13 protein-coding genes and 2 pseudogenes are annotated in these 20896 nt (G+C 53.1%); 6 read left to right on the top strand and 9 right to left on the bottom strand.

What is annotated here, in order from left to right; all coding sequences use genetic code 11:
- Window positions 1–25 precede the first annotated feature (25 nt).
- From rtcB to rtcA, 3 genes and pseudogenes are all read left to right on the top strand, one after another.
- Complete coding sequence (rtcB, locus tag ACJHWR_RS08835) at window positions 26–1252, top strand: RNA-splicing ligase RtcB (protein ID WP_001105518.1); 1227 nt, start codon at window positions 26–28, stop codon at window positions 1250–1252.
- A gap of 3 nt (window positions 1253–1255) precedes the next feature.
- Window positions 1256–1678, top strand: a pseudogene (locus tag ACJHWR_RS08830) (RNA 3'-terminal phosphate cyclase); the annotation flags it as partial.
- 14 nt (window positions 1679–1692) lie between these two features.
- A pseudogene (rtcA, locus tag ACJHWR_RS08825) lies at window positions 1693–2439 on the top strand (RNA 3'-terminal phosphate cyclase); the annotation flags it as partial.
- 42 nt (window positions 2440–2481) lie between these two features.
- On the opposite strand, the gene malT reads toward rtcA, so the two are convergent.
- Window positions 2482–5187 (bottom strand): HTH-type transcriptional regulator MalT, encoded by a 2706-nt coding sequence (gene malT, locus ACJHWR_RS08820; protein ID WP_000906949.1) that lies wholly within the window; start codon window positions 5185–5187, stop codon window positions 2482–2484.
- A 622-nt stretch (window positions 5188–5809) separates the two neighbouring features.
- Between malT and malP the strand changes: the two genes are divergently transcribed.
- Complete coding sequence (malP, locus tag ACJHWR_RS08815) at window positions 5810–8203, top strand: maltodextrin phosphorylase (RefSeq protein WP_000081901.1); 2394 nt, start codon at window positions 5810–5812, stop codon at window positions 8201–8203.
- Between the two features lie 9 nt (window positions 8204–8212).
- Window positions 8213–10297: a 4-alpha-glucanotransferase gene (gene malQ, locus ACJHWR_RS08810; RefSeq protein ID WP_000444336.1), complete on the top strand. Its 2085-nt coding sequence runs from the start codon at window positions 8213–8215 to the stop codon at window positions 10295–10297.
- Window positions 10298–10341: 44 nt separating this feature from the next.
- On the opposite strand, the gene gntT is transcribed toward malQ, so the two are convergent.
- The 3 genes from gntT to gntX form a co-directional block, all read right to left on the bottom strand.
- The gene (gntT, locus tag ACJHWR_RS08805; RefSeq protein ID WP_001131758.1) at window positions 10342–11658 is read right to left on the bottom strand and encodes a gluconate transporter; all 1317 of its coding nucleotides are present in this window, start codon (window positions 11656–11658) and stop codon (window positions 10342–10344) included.
- A gap of 360 nt (window positions 11659–12018) precedes the next feature.
- Window positions 12019–12594: a Fe-S biogenesis protein NfuA gene (gene nfuA / locus ACJHWR_RS08800; RefSeq protein WP_000619389.1), complete on the bottom strand. Its 576-nt coding sequence runs from the start codon at window positions 12592–12594 to the stop codon at window positions 12019–12021.
- A gap of 58 nt (window positions 12595–12652) precedes the next feature.
- Window positions 12653–13336 carry a DNA utilization protein GntX gene (gene gntX / locus ACJHWR_RS08795; RefSeq protein ID WP_012311770.1) on the bottom strand — a complete coding sequence of 228 codons (684 nt, stop codon included), beginning with the start codon at window positions 13334–13336 and terminating at the stop codon, window positions 12653–12655.
- A gap of 37 nt (window positions 13337–13373) precedes the next feature.
- Here gntX and bioH point away from each other — a divergent pair, with 37 nt between their 5' ends.
- Window positions 13374–14144 (top strand): pimeloyl-ACP methyl ester esterase BioH, encoded by a 771-nt coding sequence (bioH, locus tag ACJHWR_RS08790; RefSeq protein WP_001060097.1) that lies wholly within the window; start codon window positions 13374–13376, stop codon window positions 14142–14144.
- Between the two features lie 28 nt (window positions 14145–14172).
- On the opposite strand, the gene rpnA is transcribed toward bioH, so the two are convergent.
- The 5 genes from rpnA to ACJHWR_RS08765 all read right to left on the bottom strand — a co-directional run bounded on the left by rpnA (window position 14173) and on the right by ACJHWR_RS08765 (window position 20814).
- Complete coding sequence (gene rpnA, locus ACJHWR_RS08785; protein WP_000039086.1) at window positions 14173–15051, bottom strand: recombination-promoting nuclease RpnA; 879 nt, start codon at window positions 15049–15051, stop codon at window positions 14173–14175.
- 202 nt (window positions 15052–15253) lie between these two features.
- A complete protein-coding gene (gene feoC / locus ACJHWR_RS08780) occupies window positions 15254–15490 on the bottom strand; it encodes a [Fe-S]-dependent transcriptional repressor FeoC (RefSeq protein ID WP_000157586.1) in 237 nt (78 codons plus the stop codon).
- Window positions 15490–17811, bottom strand: coding sequence for a Fe(2+) transporter permease subunit FeoB (gene feoB, locus ACJHWR_RS08775; RefSeq protein WP_000737007.1), 2322 nt, complete (start codon window positions 17809–17811; stop codon window positions 15490–15492). The genes feoC and feoB overlap by 1 nt, the downstream gene beginning before the upstream one ends.
- Before the next feature lie 16 nt (window positions 17812–17827).
- The gene (gene feoA, locus ACJHWR_RS08770; RefSeq protein WP_001200455.1) at window positions 17828–18055 is read right to left on the bottom strand and encodes a ferrous iron transporter A; all 228 of its coding nucleotides are present in this window, start codon (window positions 18053–18055) and stop codon (window positions 17828–17830) included.
- Window positions 18056–18492: 437 nt separating this feature from the next.
- On the bottom strand, window positions 18493–20814 hold the full coding sequence (locus ACJHWR_RS08765; RefSeq protein ID WP_410226692.1) for a Tex family protein: 2322 nt from the start codon (window positions 20812–20814) through the stop codon (window positions 18493–18495).
- Between the last annotated feature and the right edge of the window lie 82 nt (window positions 20815–20896).

The raw sequence follows: 20896 nt of genomic DNA, 5'->3' as shown, positions 1-20896 counted from the left end.
CAAACAACGAAAAGAGAAAAATAAAATGAATTACGAATTACTGACCACTGAAAATGTCCCGGTAAAAATGTGGACCAAAGGCGTACCGGTAGAAGACGATGCGCGTCAGCAACTGATAAATACGGCGAAGATGCCGTTTATTTTCAAACATATTGCGGTAATGCCTGATGTACATCTGGGTAAAGGTTCCACCATTGGTAGCGTGATCCCAACCAAAGGAGCGATTATTCCGGCGGCGGTGGGGGTAGATATCGGTTGTGGAATGAACGCGCTGCGTACCGCGTTAACGGCGGCTGACCTGCCTGAAAACCTGGCGGAGCTGCGTCAGGCGATTGAAGCTGCCGTGCCGCATGGGCGTACCACAGGCCGTTGTAAACGTGATAAAGGCGCATGGGAAAAACCGCCTGTTAACGTCGATGCGAAATGGGCTGAGCTTGAAGCCGGTTATCAGTGGTTAACGCAAAAATATCCGCGTTTCCTTAATACCAATAACTATAAACACCTGGGAACGCTGGGAACGGGTAACCACTTTATTGAAATTTGCCTTGATGAGTCGGATCAGGTGTGGATTATGCTGCACTCCGGTTCACGCGGAATTGGTAATGCCATCGGGACTTACTTTATCGATCTGGCGCAAAAAGAGATGCAGGAAACACTTGAAACGTTGCCATCGCGTGACCTGGCGTACTTTATGGAAGGTACGGAATATTTTGACGATTACCTGAAAGCGGTGGCCTGGGCGCAGCTTTTTGCCAGCCTTAACCGCGATGCGATGATGGAAAACGTGGTAACGGCGTTGCAGAGCGTTACGCAGAAAACGGTAAGACAGCCACAAACGCTGGCGATGGAAGAGATCAACTGTCACCACAACTATGTGCAAAAAGAACAGCACTTTAGCGAAGAGATCTATGTGACGCGTAAAGGCGCGGTGTCTGCTCGTGCTGGTCAATATGGAATTATTCCCGGTTCGATGGGGGCGAAAAGCTTTATTGTCCGTGGGCTGGGAAATGAAGAGTCGTTCTGTTCGTGCAGCCACGGTGCCGGGCGGGTAATGAGCCGTACTAAAGCGAAAAAACTGTTCAGTGTGGAAGACCAAATTCGTGCCACCGCGCATGTGGAATGCCGTAAAGATGCCGAAGTGATCGACGAAATCCCGATGGCGTATAAAGATATTGATGCGGTGATGGCGGCACAAAGCGATCTGGTGGAAGTTATCTATACCCTGCGTCAGGTGGTGTGCGTAAAAGGATAAATGATGAAAAGGATGATTGCGCTGGATGGCGCACAGGGCGAAGGCGGCGGGCAGATCCTGCGCTCGGCGCTGAGCCTGTCGATGATAACCGGCCTGCCATTTACCATCACCGGCATTCGTGCCGGGCGGGCAAAACCGGGACTGTTGCGCCAGCATCTGACCGCGGTAAAAGCGGCTGCGGAAATTTGTAGGGCAACGGTGGAAGGTGCGGAGCTGGGATCGCAGCGTCTGCTCTTCCGGCCCGGCACCGTGCGCGGCGGCGATTACCGCTTTGCTATCGGTAGCGCCGGAAGTTGTACGCTGGTGCTGCAAACGGTGCTGCCCGCGCTGTGGTTTGCCGATGGACCTTCGCGTGTTGAAGTGAGCGGAGGCACCGATAACCCGTCGGCCCCGCCTGCGGATTTTATCCGCCGGGTGCTGGAGCCGCTGCTGGCGAAAATGCTATCGGTAGCGCCGGAAGTTGTACGCTGGTGCTGCAAACGGTGCTGCCCGCGCTGTGGTTTGCCGATGGACCTTCGCGTGTTGAAGTGAGCGGAGGCACCGATAACCCGTCGGCCCCGCCTGCGGATTTTATCCGCCGGGTGCTGGAGCCGCTGCTGGCGAAAATGGGCATTCATCAGCAAACCACACTAATACGCCACGGTTTTTATCCTGCCGGAGGCGGGGTGGTGGCAACGGAAGTCTCGCCCGTGGCATTGTTTAACACCTTGCAACTTGGCGAGCGCGGGAACATTGTGCAGATGCGTGGAGAGGTGCTATTAGCTGGCGTGCCGAGGCATGTTGCTGAGCGTGAAATCGCTACGCTGGTGGGGAGTTTTTCCCTGCATGAGCAGAATATTCATAACCTGCCGCGTGACCAGGGGCCGGGTAATACCGTCTCGCTTGAAGTCGAAAGTGAAAATATCACCGAACGCTTTTTTGTCGTCGGTGAAAAGCGCGTCAGCGCTGAGGTGGTCGCGGCACAGTTGGTGAAAGAGGTGAAACGCTACCTGGCAAGCCCGGCGGCGGTGGGGGAATATCTCGCCGACCAACTGGTGCTACCGATGGCGCTGGCGGGCGCGGGAGAATTTACGGTCGCCCATCCCTCATGCCATCTGCTGACCAATATTGCGGTGGTGGAGCGTTTCTTGCCAGTGCGGTTTGGTCTGGTGGAGGCTGATGGCGTAACGCGGGTGAGCATTGAATGATATAAAGATGTAAGCCGGATCCGACGTATTATCCGGCTAAACTCATACCCCATATCCCATCATCTTCAGCAGTTTCTGCGCGTGTTGTACCGCGGCCTGACGGTGGGCGACACCGAGTTTTTGGTACAGATTGCGGATATGCGTTTTGATGGTGGTTGCCGCCACTTCCAGCTCGCCTGCAATTTGCTCGTTGCTGTAACCGGAGTAAATCAGCCCCAGGACCTGCCATTCACGTTGGGTCAGCGGGCTGGTGCGGATCAGTTCTGGCACTTCCGGATGATTTAGCAGACGTTCAACGAAATTCTCATCGAAATGGGCGAATTTATGCCGATGATGTTGATTGATTTCTCGCAGAATACGCTGCGCACGATGCTGTTCCAGTTCCGGCAGCGTATTAAGCTGAATCAACTGGCGCAGTTGTTGCGCCATCGCTTCGCCTTCGATGACAAAATGACTGATAAATCCGGTGCGATTCGCCAGTTTTAATGCGTCCAGCAACACACGCTGGGCGTCACTTTTACGTCCGGCCTGCCAGTACAGTTGATTAAGCAGCAACAGGTTACGGTTGAGATCGCTCATCAACCGCAGACTGCGGGCATTTTCATTGAGTTCTTCGAGAACAATTTCTGCCGGTTCAAACTCGCCCAGCAAGATTTGTGCACGGGCAATGTTGCGCCATTGACCTTGCAGGAAGTGGTTGTTCGCAAACTCCGGTTTAGCCGTATGACGCAACCAGTTGGCAGCGGCGGCTTTATCGCCGGTCATTTGCCAGTAAATCACCCGGACTTTGTTGGCGTTAGAGATCCAGTCGCTGTGATATTTGCCATTCCCCAGCAGGTTTTCCAGACGGTTAAGCTGGCTACGGGCGTTATCTAAATCACCACGGGCCAGCGAGCATTGAATCAACATTGCCAGGCACTGAAGCTGTTGCTGTGGCTGATAAGACGACAAGACTTCAATCCCGCTACGTGCTGACGCTTCGGCTTCATCCAGCCGTGCCCAGGCCCATAACAGCTGCGCACGAATGCGCACCAGAAACTCATGCATTGGCAGCTGTTCCAGATGCTGCTCGTTGATCAGCTGGAACGCTTTTTCCTGCGTTTCCCACGCGGTTTGCAGGAATCCCTGAGCAAACAGAATTTCACTTTGCTGGATTAAACTCCATAAGGCGTAGTGCCAGACATCGTGCTGGCGTGCCATCTGTTCGGTTTGCTGCATTAACGCCAGTGAGCGGGTCAATTCGCCTTTGCAGTGCAATACTTCACCCAGCACTGAGGTTGCTACAATGCGGCTATAGAACCAGCCCGGCGGCAGCTCTTCCAGTGCCAGTTTTGCCAGCCGTTCCGCTTCATCCGGGTTACCATCGTTAATCGCCACCTGGGCGCGCAGAGCGTTAAATTCTGCGTGCATGGTGCCTTCTCTGATGTCCTTGATTTCATGTTCAGCACGGGCTAGCAGGGTGTTAACTTCGCCGTAGCGATGTTGGCTTTGCATCAGCCACGCCTGCAATAACACTAACTGCGGATTTTCCAGCAAACTGTCCCACGGCAGGGCCTTAAGCGACTCTTCCAGCAGCGACAGTTCGCTATGGTTGAACAGACTCCAGGCGTGATTAAGCAGAATATCGCGCAGCATCAGCGCATCGCCTGCCGCCAGCGCATGATGAATCGCTTCGCTGGGGAATCCCTGGGCCATCCAGCTTTCTGCGGCGGCACGGTGGATTTCCGGCAGCTCCGCCGCCAGTTCCCACTGGCAGCGCTGACGCAGGAAGTTACCAAACAGCGGGTGATAGCAGAACCACTCGCCGGTATCATCCATTCGCTGTAAAAACAGCCCCTGGCGCTCAATCTCTTCGAGACGCATTTGCCCGTTTTCTTCGCCGGTCACACGGTTGATGAGTGCGTCGTTCATTGAGCGCAAAATGGCGCTTTTCAACAGAAAATGGCGCGTTGCGAGATCGACGTTATCCAAAACCTCATCGACCAGATAATCCGAAAGATGGCTGGCATTGATTCCCGCCAGGCGGCGTGCCGACTTATGGGCTGAGTGGGTATTCTGCCGGGCGGAGAGGGCGATTAGCTGCAGTGCCGTCGCCCAACCGGAAACGTCATCACAAATCCGACTGCTTTCTGCGGCTTCAATCGGCGATGACAGACGGCAATCAAAAAACTGCTTCGCTTCCTGATGGGTAAATGCCAGTTGCTGACTGCCAATTTCCAGCAGTTGGTCACGAACACGCAGATTGGCAATGCCCAGTTGCGGAAGGTTGCGTGACAACACCACCAGGGTGAGATTTTCTGGTTGATGGCGAATAAAGAAGCGCATTGACTCGTGGATCACTGGATTAGTGATCAGATGATAGTCATCGATGACCAGATAAAGTGGGCTATGCCATTCCGCCAGCTCAATGAAAAGCTGGGCGAAGAGTGACGTCAGGCTGGCATATTGCCGTTTTTGCGCCATTGTCTCACATATCGCACAGTGACCGTTGGTTGCCTGCTGCACGGCGGCAATGAGATAGCTGGCGAAACGCTCTTGCTGGTTATCACCTTCATCCAGCGAGTACCAGCCGATATCGTTTTTGCCTGCCGCCCACTGGGAAATGAGCGTGGTCTTTCCGTAGCCCGCAGGACTTGTGATCAGCGCCAGCCGGAAGTTGTTCGCGCCGGAAAGTTTAGCCAGCAGGCGCTCACGAACCACGGTATGGTCGAGTCGAACCGGACGACTTAATTTTGACGGAATCAGCATAGTTAATCACTTCACTGTGGAATATGAGGAAATATTATTTTTTTTGCGCTTCGTAATTAATGGTTATAAGGTCGGCCAGAAACCTTTCTAATGCAAGCGATGACGTTTTTTTATGTGTCTGAATTTGCACTCTGTCACAATTCCAAATCTTTATTAATGACTCACCTAAAACGACGCTGATCCAGCGTGAATGCTGGGTTGTACGGTATTTTCCTTATGTTCATCAGTTTCATTTAAGCAAGGGTTTCTTCTTTATCCCTGATGAAAGTGCCATCTAAAAAGATGATCTTAATAAATCTATTAAGAATGAGATGGAGCACACTTGATATTTTACTTATGAAACTGTTTCACTCCTTTACTTAATTTATAGAGTTACCTTCCGCTTTTTGAAAATACGCAACGGCCATTTTTTGCACTTAGATACAGATTTTCTGCGCTGTATGGCATTGATTTGCTGCTAATCCTGTGGTTTGCACTAGCTTTAAGTGGTCGAGATCACATTTCCTTGCTCATCCCCGCAACTCCTCCCTGCCTAATCCCCCGCAGGATGAGGAAGGTCAACATCGAGCCTGGCAAACTAGCGATAACGTTGTGTTGAAAATCTAAGAAAAGTGGAACTCCTATGTCACAACCTATTTTTAACGATAAGCAATTTCAGGAAGCGCTTTCACGTCAGTGGCAGCGTTATGGCTTAAATTCTGCGGCTGAAATGACCCCTCGTCAGTGGTGGCTGGCAGTGAGCGAAGCACTGGCCGAAATGCTGCGTGCTCAGCCATTTGCCAAACCGGTGGCGAATCAGCGACATGTTAACTACATCTCAATGGAGTTTTTGATTGGTCGCCTGACGGGCAACAACCTGTTGAATCTCGGCTGGTATCAGGATGTACAGGATTCGTTGAAGGCTTATGACATCAACCTGACTGACCTGCTGGAAGAAGAGATCGACCCGGCGCTGGGTAACGGTGGTCTGGGACGTCTGGCGGCGTGCTTCCTCGACTCAATGGCAACTGTCGGGCAGTCAGCTACTGGCTACGGCCTTAATTATCAATATGGCTTGTTCCGCCAGTCATTTGTCGATGGCAAACAGGTTGAAGCGCCGGATGACTGGCATCGCAGTAACTACCCGTGGTTCCGCCACAATGAAGCACTGGATGTGCAGGTAGGAATTGGCGGTAAAGTGACGAAAGACGGACGCTGGGAGCCGGAATTTACCATTACCGGTCAAGCGTGGGATCTCCCCGTTGTCGGCTATCGTAATGGCGTGGCACAGCCACTGCGTCTGTGGCAGGCGACGCATGCGCATCCGTTTGATCTGACTAAATTTAACGACGGTGATTTCCTGCGCGCCGAACAGCAGGGCATCAACGCGGAAAAACTGACCAAAGTTCTCTATCCAAACGACAACCATACTGCCGGTAAAAAGCTGCGCCTGATGCAGCAATACTTCCAGTGTGCCTGTTCGGTAGCGGATATTTTGCGTCGCCATCATCTGGCGGGGCGTAAACTGCACGAACTGGCGGATTACGAAGTTATTCAGCTGAACGATACCCACCCAACAATCGCGATTCCAGAACTGCTGCGCGTGCTGATCGATGAGCACCAGATGAGCTGGGATGACGCCTGGGCTATCACCAGTAAAACTTTCGCTTACACCAACCATACCCTGATGCCAGAAGCGCTGGAACGCTGGGATGTGAAACTGGTGAAAGGCTTACTGCCGCGCCACATGCAGATTATTAACGAAATTAATACACGCTTTAAAACGCTGGTGGAAAAAAACTGGCCGGGCGATGAAAAAGTGTGGGCCAAACTGGCGGTGGTACACGACAAACAAGTGCATATGGCGAACCTGTGTGTGGTTGGCGGTTTCGCGGTGAACGGTGTTGCGGCGCTGCACTCGGATCTGGTGGTGAAAGATCTGTTCCCGGAATATCACCAGCTATGGCCGAACAAATTCCATAACGTCACCAACGGTATTACCCCACGTCGCTGGATCAAACAGTGCAACCCGGCACTGGCGGCTCTGTTGGATAAATCACTGAAAAAAGAGTGGGCTAACGATCTCGATCAACTGATCAATCTGGAAAAATTCGCTGATGATGCGAAATTCCGTCAGCAATATCGCGAGATCAAGCAGGCGAATAAAGTCCGTCTGGCAGAGTTTGTGAAAGTTCGTACCGGTATTGAGATCAATCCACAGGCGATTTTCGATATTCAGATCAAACGTCTGCATGAGTACAAACGCCAGCACCTGAATCTGCTGCATATTCTGGCGTTGTACAAAGAAATTCGTGAAAACCCGCAGGCTGATCGCGTACCGCGCGTCTTCCTCTTTGGCGCGAAAGCGGCACCGGGCTACTACCTGGCGAAAAACATTATCTTTGCGATCAACAAAGTGGCTGACGTGATCAACAACGATCCGCAGGTTGGCGACAAATTGAAGGTGGTGTTCCTGCCGGATTATTGCGTTTCGGCGGCGGAAAAACTGATCCCGGCGGCGGATATCTCCGAACAAATTTCGACGGCAGGTAAAGAAGCTTCCGGTACCGGCAATATGAAACTGGCGCTCAATGGTGCGCTTACTGTCGGTACGCTGGATGGTGCGAACGTTGAAATCGCCGAGAAAGTTGGTGAAGAAAATATCTTTATTTTTGGTCATACCGTGGAACAAGTGAAGGCAATTCTGGCCAAAGGCTACGACCCGGTGAAATGGCGGAAGAAAGATAAGGTGCTGGACGCAGTATTGAAAGAGCTGGAAAGCGGCAAATACAGCGACGGCGATAAGCATGCCTTCGACCAGATGCTGCACAGTATCGGCAAACAGGGCGGCGATCCGTATCTGGTGATGGCGGATTTCGCAGCCTATGTAGAGGCACAAAAGCAGGTGGATGTGCTGTACCGCGACCAGGAGGCCTGGACCCGCGCGGCGATCCTCAATACCGCCCGCTGCGGTATGTTTAGCTCGGATCGCTCTATTCGCGATTATCAGGCTCGTATCTGGCAGGCAAAACGCTAAGGAAGCTCGATGGAAAGCAAACGTCTGGATAATGCCGCGCTGGCGGCGGGGATCAGCCCCAATTACATCAATGCCCACGGTAAACCGCAGTCGATTAGCGCCGAAACCAAACGGCGTTTGCTTGACGCGATGCATCAACGTACCGCCACGAAAGTGGCGGTAACGCCAGTCCCGAATGTCATGGTTTATACCAGCGGCAAAAAAATGCCGATGGTGGTGGAGGGCAGCGGCGAATATAGCTGGCTGCTGACCACCGAAGAAGGAACGCAGTACAAAGGCCATGTAACGGGGGGCAAAGCGTTCAATCTACCGACGAAGCTGCCGGAAGGTTATCACACGCTGACACTCACCCAGGACGACCAGCGTGCTCATTGCCGGGTGATTGTGGCACCGAAACGCTGTTACGAACCGCAGGCGTTGCTGAACAAACAAAAGCTGTGGGGGGCCTGCGTTCAGCTTTATACGCTGCGATCGGAAAAAAACTGGGGTATTGGGGATTTTGGCGATCTCAAAGCGATGCTGGTGGATGTGGCAAAACGTGGCGGGTCGTTCATCGGTCTGAACCCGATTCATGCGCTCTATCCGGCAAATCCGGAAAGTGCCAGCCCGTATAGCCCGTCTTCTCGCCGTTGGCTGAATGTGATTTATATCGACGTTAACGCCGTTGAAGATTTCCATCTTAGCGAAGAGGCTCTGGCCTGGTGGAAGTTGCCGACCACGCAACAGACGCTGCAACAGGCGCGGGATGCCGACTGGGTCGATTACTCCACGGTTACCGCCCTAAAAATGACAGCATTACGAATGGCGTGGAAAGGTTTCGCGCAACGTGATGATGAACAGGTGGCCGCGTTTCGCCAGTTTGTTGCAGAGCAAGGCGACAGCCTGTTCTGGCAGGCGGCGTTTGACGCACTACATGCCCAGCAAGTGAAAGAGGACGAAATGCGCTGGGGCTGGCCTGCATGGCCAGAGATGTATCAGAACGTGGATTCACCAGAAGTGCGCCAGTTCTGCGAAGAACATCGTGATGACGTCGATTTTTATCTCTGGTTGCAGTGGCTGGCTTACAGCCAGTTTGCCGCCTGCTGGGAGATAAGCCAGGACTATGAAATGCCGATTGGCTTGTATCGTGATCTGGCCGTTGGTGTAGCAGAAGGTGGGGCAGAAACCTGGTGCGACCGTGAACTGTATTGCCTGAAAGCGTCGGTTGGCGCGCCGCCGGATATCCTCGGCCCGTTGGGGCAGAACTGGGGATTGCCGCCAATGGACCCGCATATTATCACCGCGCGTGCCTATGAACCGTTTATCGAGCTGTTGCGTGCCAATATGCAAAACTGCGGCGCATTACGAATTGACCATGTGATGTCGATGCTGCGTTTGTGGTGGATACCGTATGGCGAGACGGCGGATCAGGGGGCATATGTTCACTATCCAGTGGATGATCTGCTCTCGATTCTGGCACTCGAAAGTAAACGTCATCGCTGCATGGTGATTGGTGAAGATCTCGGTACCGTACCGGTAGAGATTGTCGGTAAGCTGCGCAGCAGCGGTGTGTACTCCTACAAAGTGCTCTATTTCGAAAACGACCACGAGAAGACATTCCGCTCACCGAAAGCGTACCCAGAGCAGTCGATGGCGGTTGCGGCGACACACGACCTGCCTACGCTACGCGGCTACTGGGAGAGCGGGGATCTAACGCTGGGCAAAACGCTGGGGTTGTATCCGGATGAAGTGGTACTGCGCGGTCTGTATCAGGATCGCGAACTGGCGAAGCAAGGACTACTGGATGCTCTGCATAAATATGGTTGTCTGCCAAAACGTGCCGGGCATAAGGCATCGTTGATGTCGATGACGCCGACGCTGAATCGTGGCTTACAGCGCTACATCGCCGATAGCAACAGCGCCCTGTTAGGACTACAGCCAGAAGACTGGCTGGATATGGCGGACCCGGTAAATATTCCCGGCACCAGTTACCAGTATAAAAACTGGCGGCGCAAGCTCTCCGCAACGCTTGAGGCGATGTTTGCCGATGATGGCGTGAACAAGTTGCTGAAGGATTTGGACAGACGGCGCAGAGCGGCAGCGAAGAAGAAGTAGAGTGCGGTTGATGCCGGATGCGATGCATCCGGCAGTCAGTGTTATCAAATCACCATATTCAGCAGCAGACAGCCTACCAGACCGCACACCGAGATAATGGTTTCCAGCATCGACCAGGATTTGATGGTCTCGCCGATAGTCAGGTTAAAGTACTCTTTGAACAACCAGAAGCCCGGATCGTTCACGTGAGAGAAAATCACACTACCGGAACCAACCGCAATAACCATCAGCTCCGGGCTAACACCCGTCGTTGCAATCAGCGGTGCCGCGATACCACCCGCAGTGATTGCCGCAACGGTTGCGGAACCCAGCGCGATACGCAGTACGGCAGCAATCGACCAGGCCATCAGCAGCGGAGAAATGTTGGTTTCGTGCATCATGGAAGCAATGTATTTGTCCACGCCGCTGTCTACCAGCACCTGCTTGAACGCACCGCCACCACCGATAATCAACAGCATCATCGCAATGATTTTGATGGAAGAAACCAGCGTGTCGTTAATCTGATCCATTGAACGACCACGGTTCAGACCAAAGGTGAACATCGCAATCAGTACGGCAATCAGCGTAGCCATTACCGGGTCACCGAGGAACTCCGCTACCGGCAGGAAAGCGTGACCTTTCGGCAGGATCATTTCGGCAATCGCACGCATCGCCATCAGCACTACCGGCACCAGAGAGGTCCAGACGCTGACGCCAAAGCTCGGCATCTCTTCTTCGCTGAAGGTTTTCGCGCTGTACAGACCTTCCGGGATCGGCTTATCGATACCTTTCAACACGCGAGCGTAAACCGGACCGGCGAGAATCACGGTCGGGATTGCCAGAATAGTCCCGTACAGCAGAGTTTTACCCATATCGGCATTGAAAATGGTGGCAATCGCAGTCGGACCCGGATGCGGTGGCAGGAAGCCGTGGGTCACAGACAGTGCAGCCGCCATTGGTACACCAACATACAGCAGTGGAATATTCGCGGAAGCCGCGATGGTAAACACCAGCGGCAGCATCAGCACGAAACCCACTTCATAGAACAGGGCAAAACCAACGGTAAAACCGGTCAGTACCACCGCCCACTGGATGTGTTTTTTACCAAATTTAGCAATCAGCGTGGTGGCGATACGTTGTGCGCCACCGCAGTCTGCCAGCATTTTGCCCAGCATCGCGCCAAAACCCATGATCAGGGCAAGGCTACCGAGCGTTCCGCCGACACCGGCTTTGATGGAGCCAATAACTTTATCCAGCGGCATCCCTTGCATTAATCCAACAGCAAGCGCCACGAGGACGAGAGCGATGAAACCGTTCATTTTGAAGCGGATCATCAGGAGCAACAACAAGATTACACCGATAGCAACAATGACTAATGGCATGATTTACCTGGCCTTTCATTTGTTATGGGTAACGTCAATTTTCTGACGACAAACTCTAATTATCCCAATCGGGAACAGAGATATTGCGGCACCACGACTGATACCCACTAAAACTAATTATTGTAGTCAGATGTCAGGAGTATGTTTGGTACCCACGTGAATGATACGGGTAACATCTGGCGTTTGAGAATCACCAGAGCGGGGTAAATTTAAATTATGAGAGGTTGGTCATATTATCGCGGGGAAACGAAGGGAGGGATTTGCCAAAGCAATGCAGCGCCAACGTCTGGCACATGTTCAACGTAGGCCCGAAATGACGCTTTAGCGTCGCATCGGGCAATCTACAAAAGAGGGGATAACTTAGTAGTAGGAGTGTTCGCCGCGCTGGTGTTCGGTGAGATCGCGCACACCTTTCAGCTCCGGGAATTCGTTTAGCAGCTGCTTCTCGATCCCTTCTTTCAGCGTCACATCGACCATGGAACAACCGTTACAGCCGCCACCAAATTGCAGAATGGCGTAACCGTCTTCGGTGATTTCCATCAGCGAAACGCGACCACCGTGACCAGCCAGTTGCGGGTTGATCTGCGACTGCAGCATATACTCAACGCGCTCCATCAGCGGCGCATCGTCTGCGACTTTACGCATTTTGGCGTTAGGCGCTTTCAACGTTAACTGGGAACCCAACTGGTCGGTAACAAAGTCGATCTCTGCATCTTCCAGGTAAGGAGCGCTTAACTCATCAACATACGCGGTCAGCAGGTCAAATTTCAGGGCAGTGTCGGTGGCTTCCACAGCATCCGGCGGACAATAAGAAACGCCACATTCAGCGTTAGGCGTGCCAGGGTTAATCACAAATACGCGGATTTGTGTCCCTTCTTCCTGATTTGCCAGCAGTTTGGCAAAGTGCGCTTGTGCAGCATCGGAAATACGGATCATAGTAATGGCCTAATAGTTGACTATTTTAGTTGGTTATAATACGCCCATCATCGAGGCTCTACAAGGTTCGACAAAGGCACCAGACCTGGACAGTCGCCGCACCATTGCGTAAAAGCAACTGCGCAATCTCTGCGACGGTACTTCCGGTGGTAACGACATCATCCACAATCACCATATGGCGACCTTGCACAGGCAATTCAAGGCGAAAGGCATTTTTCAGGTTGCGCTTGCGCAGCCGGGCACTGAGAAAATGCTGGGTCGCAGTGGCCCGTGTTCGTGTGACGGCTTCGCTATCCCATCGGCAGTGCAACCAGCGTGATAACGGCTGACACAGCAAATCGCTCTGATTAAATCCCCGACGCCAGTGACGCCGCTGCCATAACGGAACGCTGATGATGCGATCCGGCAATTGCAACCCGGTGGTGCGACGAGCGTGTAAGACCTCCAATAGTAACAGACGTGACAGGGCGCTGGCGATTTCGCTGCGCCGGGAAAACTTAAGCTGGTGGATTAGCGGGCTTAACGGTGGCGCATAGTCGGCAACCGTGACCAGTCTTTGCCAGGGCGGTGGTTTTTGCAGGCAGCGACCGCAGGGAAGATGTGAGTGTGTGGCGGGTAATCCACATTGTGGGCATAACGTTTTATCTGTACGGGCGGCGAGTGAGCAGACCGAACAAATCCCCCAATGACCTAACGCCAGCGGCATTCGGCATAGCCAGCATAATCCCGGTACTGTTAGCATATGTTCATCCTTGTAAGTCAAAAGAGAACAATAGCGGATGAATAACATCTGGTGGCAGACCAAAGGTCAGGGGAATGTTCATCTTGTGCTGCTGCACGGATGGGGACTGAATGCCGAAGTGTGGCGTTGCATTGACGAGGAACTGAGCTCGCATTTTACGCTGCACCTTGTTGACCTGCCCGGCTTCGGGCGTAGCCGGGGATTTGGTGCGATGTCACTTGCTGATATGGCCGAAGCCGTGCTGCGACAGGCACCTGATAAAGCCATTTGGTTAGGCTGGAGTCTGGGCGGGCTGGTGGCAAGCCAGATTGCGTTAACCCATCCCGAGCGTGTTCAGGCGCTGGTCACCGTGGCGTCGTCACCTTGTTTTAGTGCTCGTGACGAGTGGCCGGGGATAAAACCGGACGTGCTGGCGGGATTTCAGCAGCAACTCAGTGATGATTTTCAGCGTACAGTGGAGCGGTTCCTGGCGTTACAAACCATGGGTACTGAAACGGCGCGCCAGGATGCGCGGGCGCTGAAGAAAACCGTTCTGGCGTTACCGATGCCGGAGGTTGACGTGCTTAATGGCGGGCTGGAAATCCTGAAAACGGTCGATCTCCGTCAGCCGCTGCAAAACGTGTCCATGCCGTTTTTGCGATTGTATGGCTATCTCGACGGTCTGGTGCCGCGCAAAGTGGTGCCGATGCTGGATAAACTTTGGCCTCACAGCGAATCATACATCTTCGCCAAAGCGGCCCATGCGCCGTTTATTTCGCATCCGGCCGAGTTTTGTCGCATGCTGGTGGCGTTGAAGCAGAGGGTGTAGGTGGCTTTTGAAATGGCGAGACAGAACTTTACTGACTCGCCGCAGCCAACTCTTCTTCTGACACCCCGGTAAAACGCATGATGTCCGCAAGAGGGACTCCGGATTCAAGCATTATTTTTGCTATATGCAAGGCTTTGGATTGTTCCCCCTCTTGCCGCAATCTTTCCGCAATAGTCATTAAGCTCTCCTTGTGTTTCGGTGAATGTTCGGCAACGCCGTCGATAAAATCGTTAAAACGTACCGCATCGCCGGTTTGCAAGATGTAATTAAACAGCCCTTTGATTTGTCTGTCATTAGCGTATCCACTACTTAATAAGCAGGCCATTTGCTCTACCAGCCCCATCAGATCGCGTTGACGTATATGTTTTTGAATTAGCTCCAGCAGCGCCATGCGCCGGTGCTGCATGATTTCATCATCAGGCATGACAGTGACATCAATCAGCGGAAATGCAGAGGCATAAAGCTGCCTTGCCAGTTTGGGATCGGCGAAACAATCCAGCCAACACAGTGAATAGGGATAGGGGCTTTCAATGCCGTGGTAAAACAACAATGGCACCACCATCGGCAACGTTTTGTATCCGGCATCCAGGTGATTTTGCATTGCGGCAATAGCGTAACGCATCATGCGAAATGCGATCAGTTTGTTTGAGGTGCTTTGATGTTCAATCAGACAATAGATGTATCCTGGTCCTTGTTCCGTTTTCACCGACCACAGCACATCGGAATAGCTTTCACGCAGATCGTCATCAATAAAGCTGCTCGACTCCAGCTTGAGGGTTTTCATATCACAGAGCGCGTGAATGGGTGCCGGTAAATGAAACGCAAGAAAATCGCGTGCCGTCTCCGGTTGGCGTAAAAAGAGTTTGAACAGCGCATCGTGTGGGGTGGAACTCTGCTTTTTGCTCATGGCGTTCCTTCACCTGTTGTTTGAATGCCGCGACTCTACGCGCCACTCAACACCTGTGCATTAGCGAGTTTTTATCCCTGCGAGACGCTTTCAGAGGAACTTGCGCCGTGCTGCAAGGGTTACATTTTTATGGAAAGCCGCACGCAAAAAAGCCCGGATGCAAACGCATACCGGGCTTTTCAAAACAGGCGATGGAGTATGGTTAACGCAGCGCCCACCACTCGCGCAGACAGGCTTTGCCTTCCGGGCAGCTTTTACAACTGCCAGAGAGGCAGCCGTCAGGTTCTTCCTGAATCCGCACGGCTTTGCCCATGCTTTCCAGCTGTTGCAGCATGGCGTTAATCATTGGCTGCGGAGTGTTCAATGTCTGGCTTATCTGGGCCGCTTCCATACGGCCCCGTAACGCCAGCAAATCACGCACCTGAATAAGTGAAGCCATTAATGGCAATCACCGGTGGTGCTGGCTGCGCAGCAACTGCTTACCGACTTGCGGGTTGCCAGCAGTTCGATATCCACCCGGCTACGCGCGCGGCGCAGCAGACCGATAACCACGATGTTAAACAGGATAACCGCCAGAATGCACACCAGGCTGTAAGTTGGGTGCTGACTGTAGCTGGCGACCTGATAGAACAATGTTGCCAGTGAGTAAGCGATATTCAGCCCCCACAGGATGGAGAAGCCCATCCAGCCACGGCTTGATTCACGGGCGATAGCCCCCATCACCGAGATGCACGGTACATACAGCAGGACGAAAATCAGGTAGCTGTATGCGGCAGCTGCGCTACCGAATTTCTGATCCATCACGCCCATCGCCCCGGTACCCATTTCGCCGTCGCCTTTGCTGGCTTCAATGGGGTTCATCAGTACGCTAAGGCTGAAGGTGTCTTTCAGGCTCTGCCAGGTTTCATCTATCGCACTGAACAGCTCTTCACCGAGGTTAAACTCTGCCGGATTGAACTCTTCGTCCTGAATATTTTCTGCGGTGTAGAGGGTGTTGAGCGTACCCACTACCACTTCTTTCGCCATGGCACCTGTAAACAGGCCAACCGTTGCCTGCCAGTTATCTTCATGCACGCCAATTGGCTTGAAGACCGGGGTGATCACCCGGCTGACGGACGCCAGCGCCGAGTCGTTGATGTTATCGACGATTTTCCCGCTCAGCGAGAAGCTGTTGAAAGCGCTCAGGAAAATGCTGACGATGATAATCACTTTACCAGCACGCAGAACGAAGCCTTTCAGACGCTGCCAGGTCTGGATAATCAGGCTTTTAACGTGTGGTACATGATAGACCGGCAACTCCATGACAAACGGCGTCGCTTCACCGCGCATGATGGTGTACTTGAGCATCAGGCCAGTCAGCACCGCCATCACGATACCCAGCATATACAGCGAGAAGACCGCCAGCGCACCGTTCTGCCCGAAGAAAGCAGCCGCAAATACGGCGAAGATAGCCAGACGCGCGCCGCAGGACATAAACGGTGCCATCATGATGGTCATCAGACGTTCACGCGGTGCATCAAGCGTACGTGCGCCCATTACCGACGGTACGTTACAACCGAAACCAACGATCAGCGGTACAAAGGATTTCCCCGGCAAGCCCAGCGCCTGCATCAGACGGTCCATCACAAACGCCGCACGCGCCATATATCCGGAGTCCTCGAGGAAGGAGAGGAACAGGTACATCATGCCGATCTGCGGCACCAGTGGCAGCACGGTGTTAATACCGCCGCCCAGGCCCTGGGCGAGGAAGATAGTCAGCCAGTCCGGGAAGTGGAGCGTGTAGCCAATCCACTGAATACCATGCACAAATAGCGCCACGGAGCCGACGTCAAACAGCGGCTGTAACGCCCCGCCGATGTTGATAGCCAGCAGGAACATCAGGTACATCACAAAGAGGAAAATCGGCAGACCGAGGAAACGGTTGAGCACGATTTTATCTACCGCAGTGGTGAAACGGCTGGGTTCTGCCGTCAAGGTGTTGCTTACCACATCACAGATAGCAGCAATGCACTGGTAACGCGCATCGGCAATGTGCAGCGCCGGATCGTCCATCTCATTACGCAGACGGGCGAGGGCGGCATCAAGATGCTGCGACGCTTCACCGGCGTAGGCGCGGCTGTAGATATCGCCTTCCAGCATTTGCAGACCCAGCCAGCGACGTTGTTTCAGCGGGATGTCGGAAGGCATCACTTTTGCCAGTGAATCTGCTTCGTTGAGTAGCGGCTGTGCGTAATGCACCAGTTCCACATTCTCGTTAGCTTTATAGCGATCAATCGCCAGCTTGAGCGCTTCAATACCGCGACCACGGGTTGAAACCAGCGGGATCACCGGGCAGCCAAGACGCGCCGACAGAGCATCAATTTCAATACGAATATTTTGCTTCTCGGCAATGTCGAGCATGTTCAGCGCCACGATGCAGGGAATGCCGAGTTCCAGCAGTTGCAGCGTCAGGTACAGGTTACGCTCAAGGTTAGACGCATCCACCACGTTAATCAGCAGGTCGGCGTCGCCACTCAGAATATAGTGACAGGCGATTTGCTCATCGAGCGAGGTCTGCGATGAGATGGTGGTCAGAGAATAGGTGCCAGGCAGGTCCACCAGGGTGACCTGATGATCGGTGGTGGAGAATTGCCCTTCTTTACGTTCGACGGTAACGCCAGCCCAGTTACCTACACGCTGACGTGCGCCAGTGAGCTGGTTAAATAAGGTTGTCTTGCCAGAATTTGGATTACCAATTAAGCCAATGGTTAATTTTTTCATTGTTGTTATCACCGTATTAACAGGAAACCGCTTCCACTTCTAATAAGGCCAGATCTTTTTTGCGTAATACCAGGCTCACACGACGGGTTTCGATATGAATGGGGTCGCCGAGTGGAGCGACGCGCACCACATTAAAAGAGGAGCCAGGTAACATGCCAAGAGAAAGCAGTTTTTGGCGATATGCCGGGCTGATTTCACGGGAAAAGCCAGTGATTTTCCACGCAGTATCTGGAGTGTATTGCATAGGTGCCTACTTGTTTCTCATTAACTGGATAACTACCTCATGGGGCGTTTGACAGCGACATGAGACCAGATGATTTGCCAACGAAGGAGAGATTAAATAATCAACAGTACAATGATAATGAGAATGGTTTCTATCAGCAATACTTAAAATGTGTGTGAATGTTGGTTTGAATAATAATCTGACTCAATGTTGATATGGCTCAAGGTTATATCGCAGCGAAAATATAATTCGCATGACGAATTATTAGGGCTGGTTAATGTTTAATTAAGGTTTCAGTTGTTAATGAAATGATAAATATTAACGGGATATATTATGAGTTTGCTTGTGGAATAAAAAGGCCGGAGATATTCTCCGGCACTTTTATGTCAGGCAAGGCGTTCGTTGCCAGATGTGGCGTGAACGCCTAATCGCGCAGGTTTAGGGGCCAGTCCGGGCGTTTAACGTTTTTTGCCCATTGCCGCCGCCAGCGCATCCATCATCGCGCTATTACCGGCAGGCTGCGCTTCACGCCCACGCGGTTTGGCTGCCGGGCGGTTGTTCTGCGGACGTTCATTACCGCCGCCGCGACGAGCGTTGGTTTCGCCAGGCTGCTCGTCCAGACGCATAGTCAGGGCGATACGTTTGCGCTGAAGATCCACTTCCAGCACTTTCACCTTCACAATATCGCCCGCTTTCACCACGGTATGCGGATCTTCCACAAACTTGTTCGACAATGAAGAGATGTGAACCAGGCCGTCCTGATGAACGCCAATATCGACAAACGCGCCAAAGTTGGTGACGTTGGTCACCGCACCTTCGAGGATCATACCCGGTTGCAGGTCGTTCATCGTTTCGACGCCATCGGCAAACTGAGCGGTTTTAAATTCCGGACGCGGATCGCGACCCGGTTTTTCCAGCTCTTTGATGATGTCAGTTACCGTCGGTACACCGAATTTTTCATCAGTAAAGTCAGACGCTTTCAGGTTACGCAACTCGCTGCTGTTACCCATCAGATCTTTCAGTGCCTGCTGTGTTGCTGCCAGAATGCGTTCCACCACCGGATAGGCTTCCGGGTGGACGGTAGACGCGTCCAGCGGGTTATCACCATGGTTAATGCGCAAGAAGCCCGCGCACTGCTCGAAGGCTTTCGGCCCCAGACGGCTCACTTTCAGCAGTTGCTGACGGTTCTGGAACTGACCGTTCTCATCGCGCCAGGCAACGATGTTTTGCGCCATCATGCGCGTCAGGCCCGCCACGCGAGTTAACAGCGGAACAGAAGCGGTGTTGAGATCGACGCCAACGGCGTTTACGCAGTCTTCTACTATTGCGTCCAGTTTGCGGGCCAGTTGCGTCTGGCTGACGTCATGCTGATACTGACCTACGCCGATAGATTTCGGATCGATTTTCACCAGCTCCGCCAGCGGATCCTGCAAACGGCGGGCTATAGACACCGCGCCACGCAGCGAAACGTCGAGATCCGGGAACTCCTGTGCTGCCAGCTCGGAAGCCGAGTAAACCGACGCGCCAGCTTCGCTGACGATCACTTTCTGCGCGCTCACTTTCGGGAACTGCTTCTGCACGTCGAGATAGAAACGCTCGGTTTCGCGGGAAGCTGTACCGTTGCCGATCGCCACCAGTTCAACGTTATGCTTTTCACACAGGGCAGCAACGGTCATCGCTGCTTTTGCGGCTTGTCCGGTATGTGGATAAATGGTATCGGTCGCCACCAGTTTGCCAGTTGCATCGACCACCGCTACTTTTACCCCGGTACGCAGACCCGGATCGAGGCCCATCGTTGCACGCAGTCCGGCTGGGGCCGCCATCAGCAGATCGTGCAGGTTACGGGCAAAGACGTTGATTGCTTCATCTTCCGCGCGTTCGCGCACGGTGCCCATCAGTTCGGTTTCCAGATGCATCAGCACCTTGATGCGCCACGTCCAGCTCACCACGCCTTTGCGCCAGCTATCCGCCGGGGCATTGTTCAGGCGCAGGCCAAGGTGATCCATGATGATTTGCTCGCAATAGCTCTCTTTCGGCGGCTCTTCGAACTGCGGATCGGCATTCAGCGAAAGCTGAAGTATGCCTTCGTTACGCCCACGGAACATCGCCAGCGCGCGGTGAGAAGGCACCGTGGATAGCGGTTCGTGATGATCGAAATAGTCGCGGAATTTCGCCCCTTCCTCTTCTTTACCGCTCACCACCGTCGAAACCAAATGCGCGTTCTTCCACAGATAATCACGCACTTTTGCCAGCAGCGCGGCATCTTCGGCAAACCGTTCCATCAGGATATAGCGCGCGCCGTCCAGCGCGGCTTTGGTATCTGCCACGCCTTTATCTGCATCAACATATTGTGCAGCCGCGACTTCTGGCGTGTGTGACGGATCGCTCCACAGCAGGTCAGCCAACGGCTCAAGCCCTGCTTCAATGGCGATTTGCCCGCGGGTGCGGCGTTTAGGTTTGTAGGGTAGGTAGAGGTCTTCGAGTTCGGTTTTGCTTAAGGTGGCGTTGATGGCCTTCGCCAGATCATCGGTGAGTTTGCCTTGCTCGGAAATGGATTTGAGGATCGCCTGACGCCTCTCTTCCAGCTCGCGCAGATAGCTCAGACGCGTTTCCAGATTACGCAGCTGCGTGTCATCCAGACCGCCGGTGATTTCCTTACGATAACGTGCGATAAACGGCACGGTATTCCCTTCGTCAAGCAGGCGAACGGCAGCGTCAACCTGTTCCGGGCGCGCCTGAATTTCACCCGCAATAATGCGGCAGAACGAATCATTCATCATGGTTTGAGTTCATCTTTTCGGATCAAAAATCAGGGGATAGTTATACGGACTGGCTGGCAAAAATGCCAGCCATCGGCAGGAG

Origin of the sequence: Escherichia sp. WS568 (genome assembly GCF_046486085.1) — a bacterium.
Classification (GTDB): Bacteria; Pseudomonadota; Gammaproteobacteria; order Enterobacterales; family Enterobacteriaceae; genus Escherichia; species Escherichia coli.
Note: the sequence above shows the minus strand (reverse complement) of the source record. Positions and strands in the feature narration are given on the sequence as shown.

What these genes read in the sequence shown, in the direction of transcription:
- rtcB (WP_001105518.1), top strand. Translation starts at nt 26, where the DNA reads ATGAATTACGAATTACTGACCACTGAAAATGTCCCGGTAAAAATGTGG.
- malT (WP_000906949.1), bottom strand. Translation starts at nt 5,187, where the DNA reads ATGCTGATTCCGTCAAAATTAAGTCGTCCGGTTCGACTCGACCATACC.
- malP (WP_000081901.1), top strand. Translation starts at nt 5,810, where the DNA reads ATGTCACAACCTATTTTTAACGATAAGCAATTTCAGGAAGCGCTTTCA.
- malQ (WP_000444336.1), top strand. Translation starts at nt 8,213, where the DNA reads ATGGAAAGCAAACGTCTGGATAATGCCGCGCTGGCGGCGGGGATCAGC.
- gntT (WP_001131758.1), bottom strand. Translation starts at nt 11,658, where the DNA reads ATGCCATTAGTCATTGTTGCTATCGGTGTAATCTTGTTGTTGCTCCTG.
- nfuA (WP_000619389.1), bottom strand. Translation starts at nt 12,594, where the DNA reads ATGATCCGTATTTCCGATGCTGCACAAGCGCACTTTGCCAAACTGCTG.
- gntX (WP_012311770.1), bottom strand. Translation starts at nt 13,336, where the DNA reads ATGCTAACAGTACCGGGATTATGCTGGCTATGCCGAATGCCGCTGGCG.
- bioH (WP_001060097.1), top strand. Translation starts at nt 13,374, where the DNA reads ATGAATAACATCTGGTGGCAGACCAAAGGTCAGGGGAATGTTCATCTT.
- rpnA (WP_000039086.1), bottom strand. Translation starts at nt 15,051, where the DNA reads ATGAGCAAAAAGCAGAGTTCCACCCCACACGATGCGCTGTTCAAACTC.
- feoC (WP_000157586.1), bottom strand. Translation starts at nt 15,490, where the DNA reads ATGGCTTCACTTATTCAGGTGCGTGATTTGCTGGCGTTACGGGGCCGT.
- feoB (WP_000737007.1), bottom strand. Translation starts at nt 17,811, where the DNA reads ATGAAAAAATTAACCATTGGCTTAATTGGTAATCCAAATTCTGGCAAG.
- feoA (WP_001200455.1), bottom strand. Translation starts at nt 18,055, where the DNA reads ATGCAATACACTCCAGATACTGCGTGGAAAATCACTGGCTTTTCCCGT.
- ACJHWR_RS08765 (WP_410226692.1), bottom strand. Translation starts at nt 20,814, where the DNA reads ATGATGAATGATTCGTTCTGCCGCATTATTGCGGGTGAAATTCAGGCG.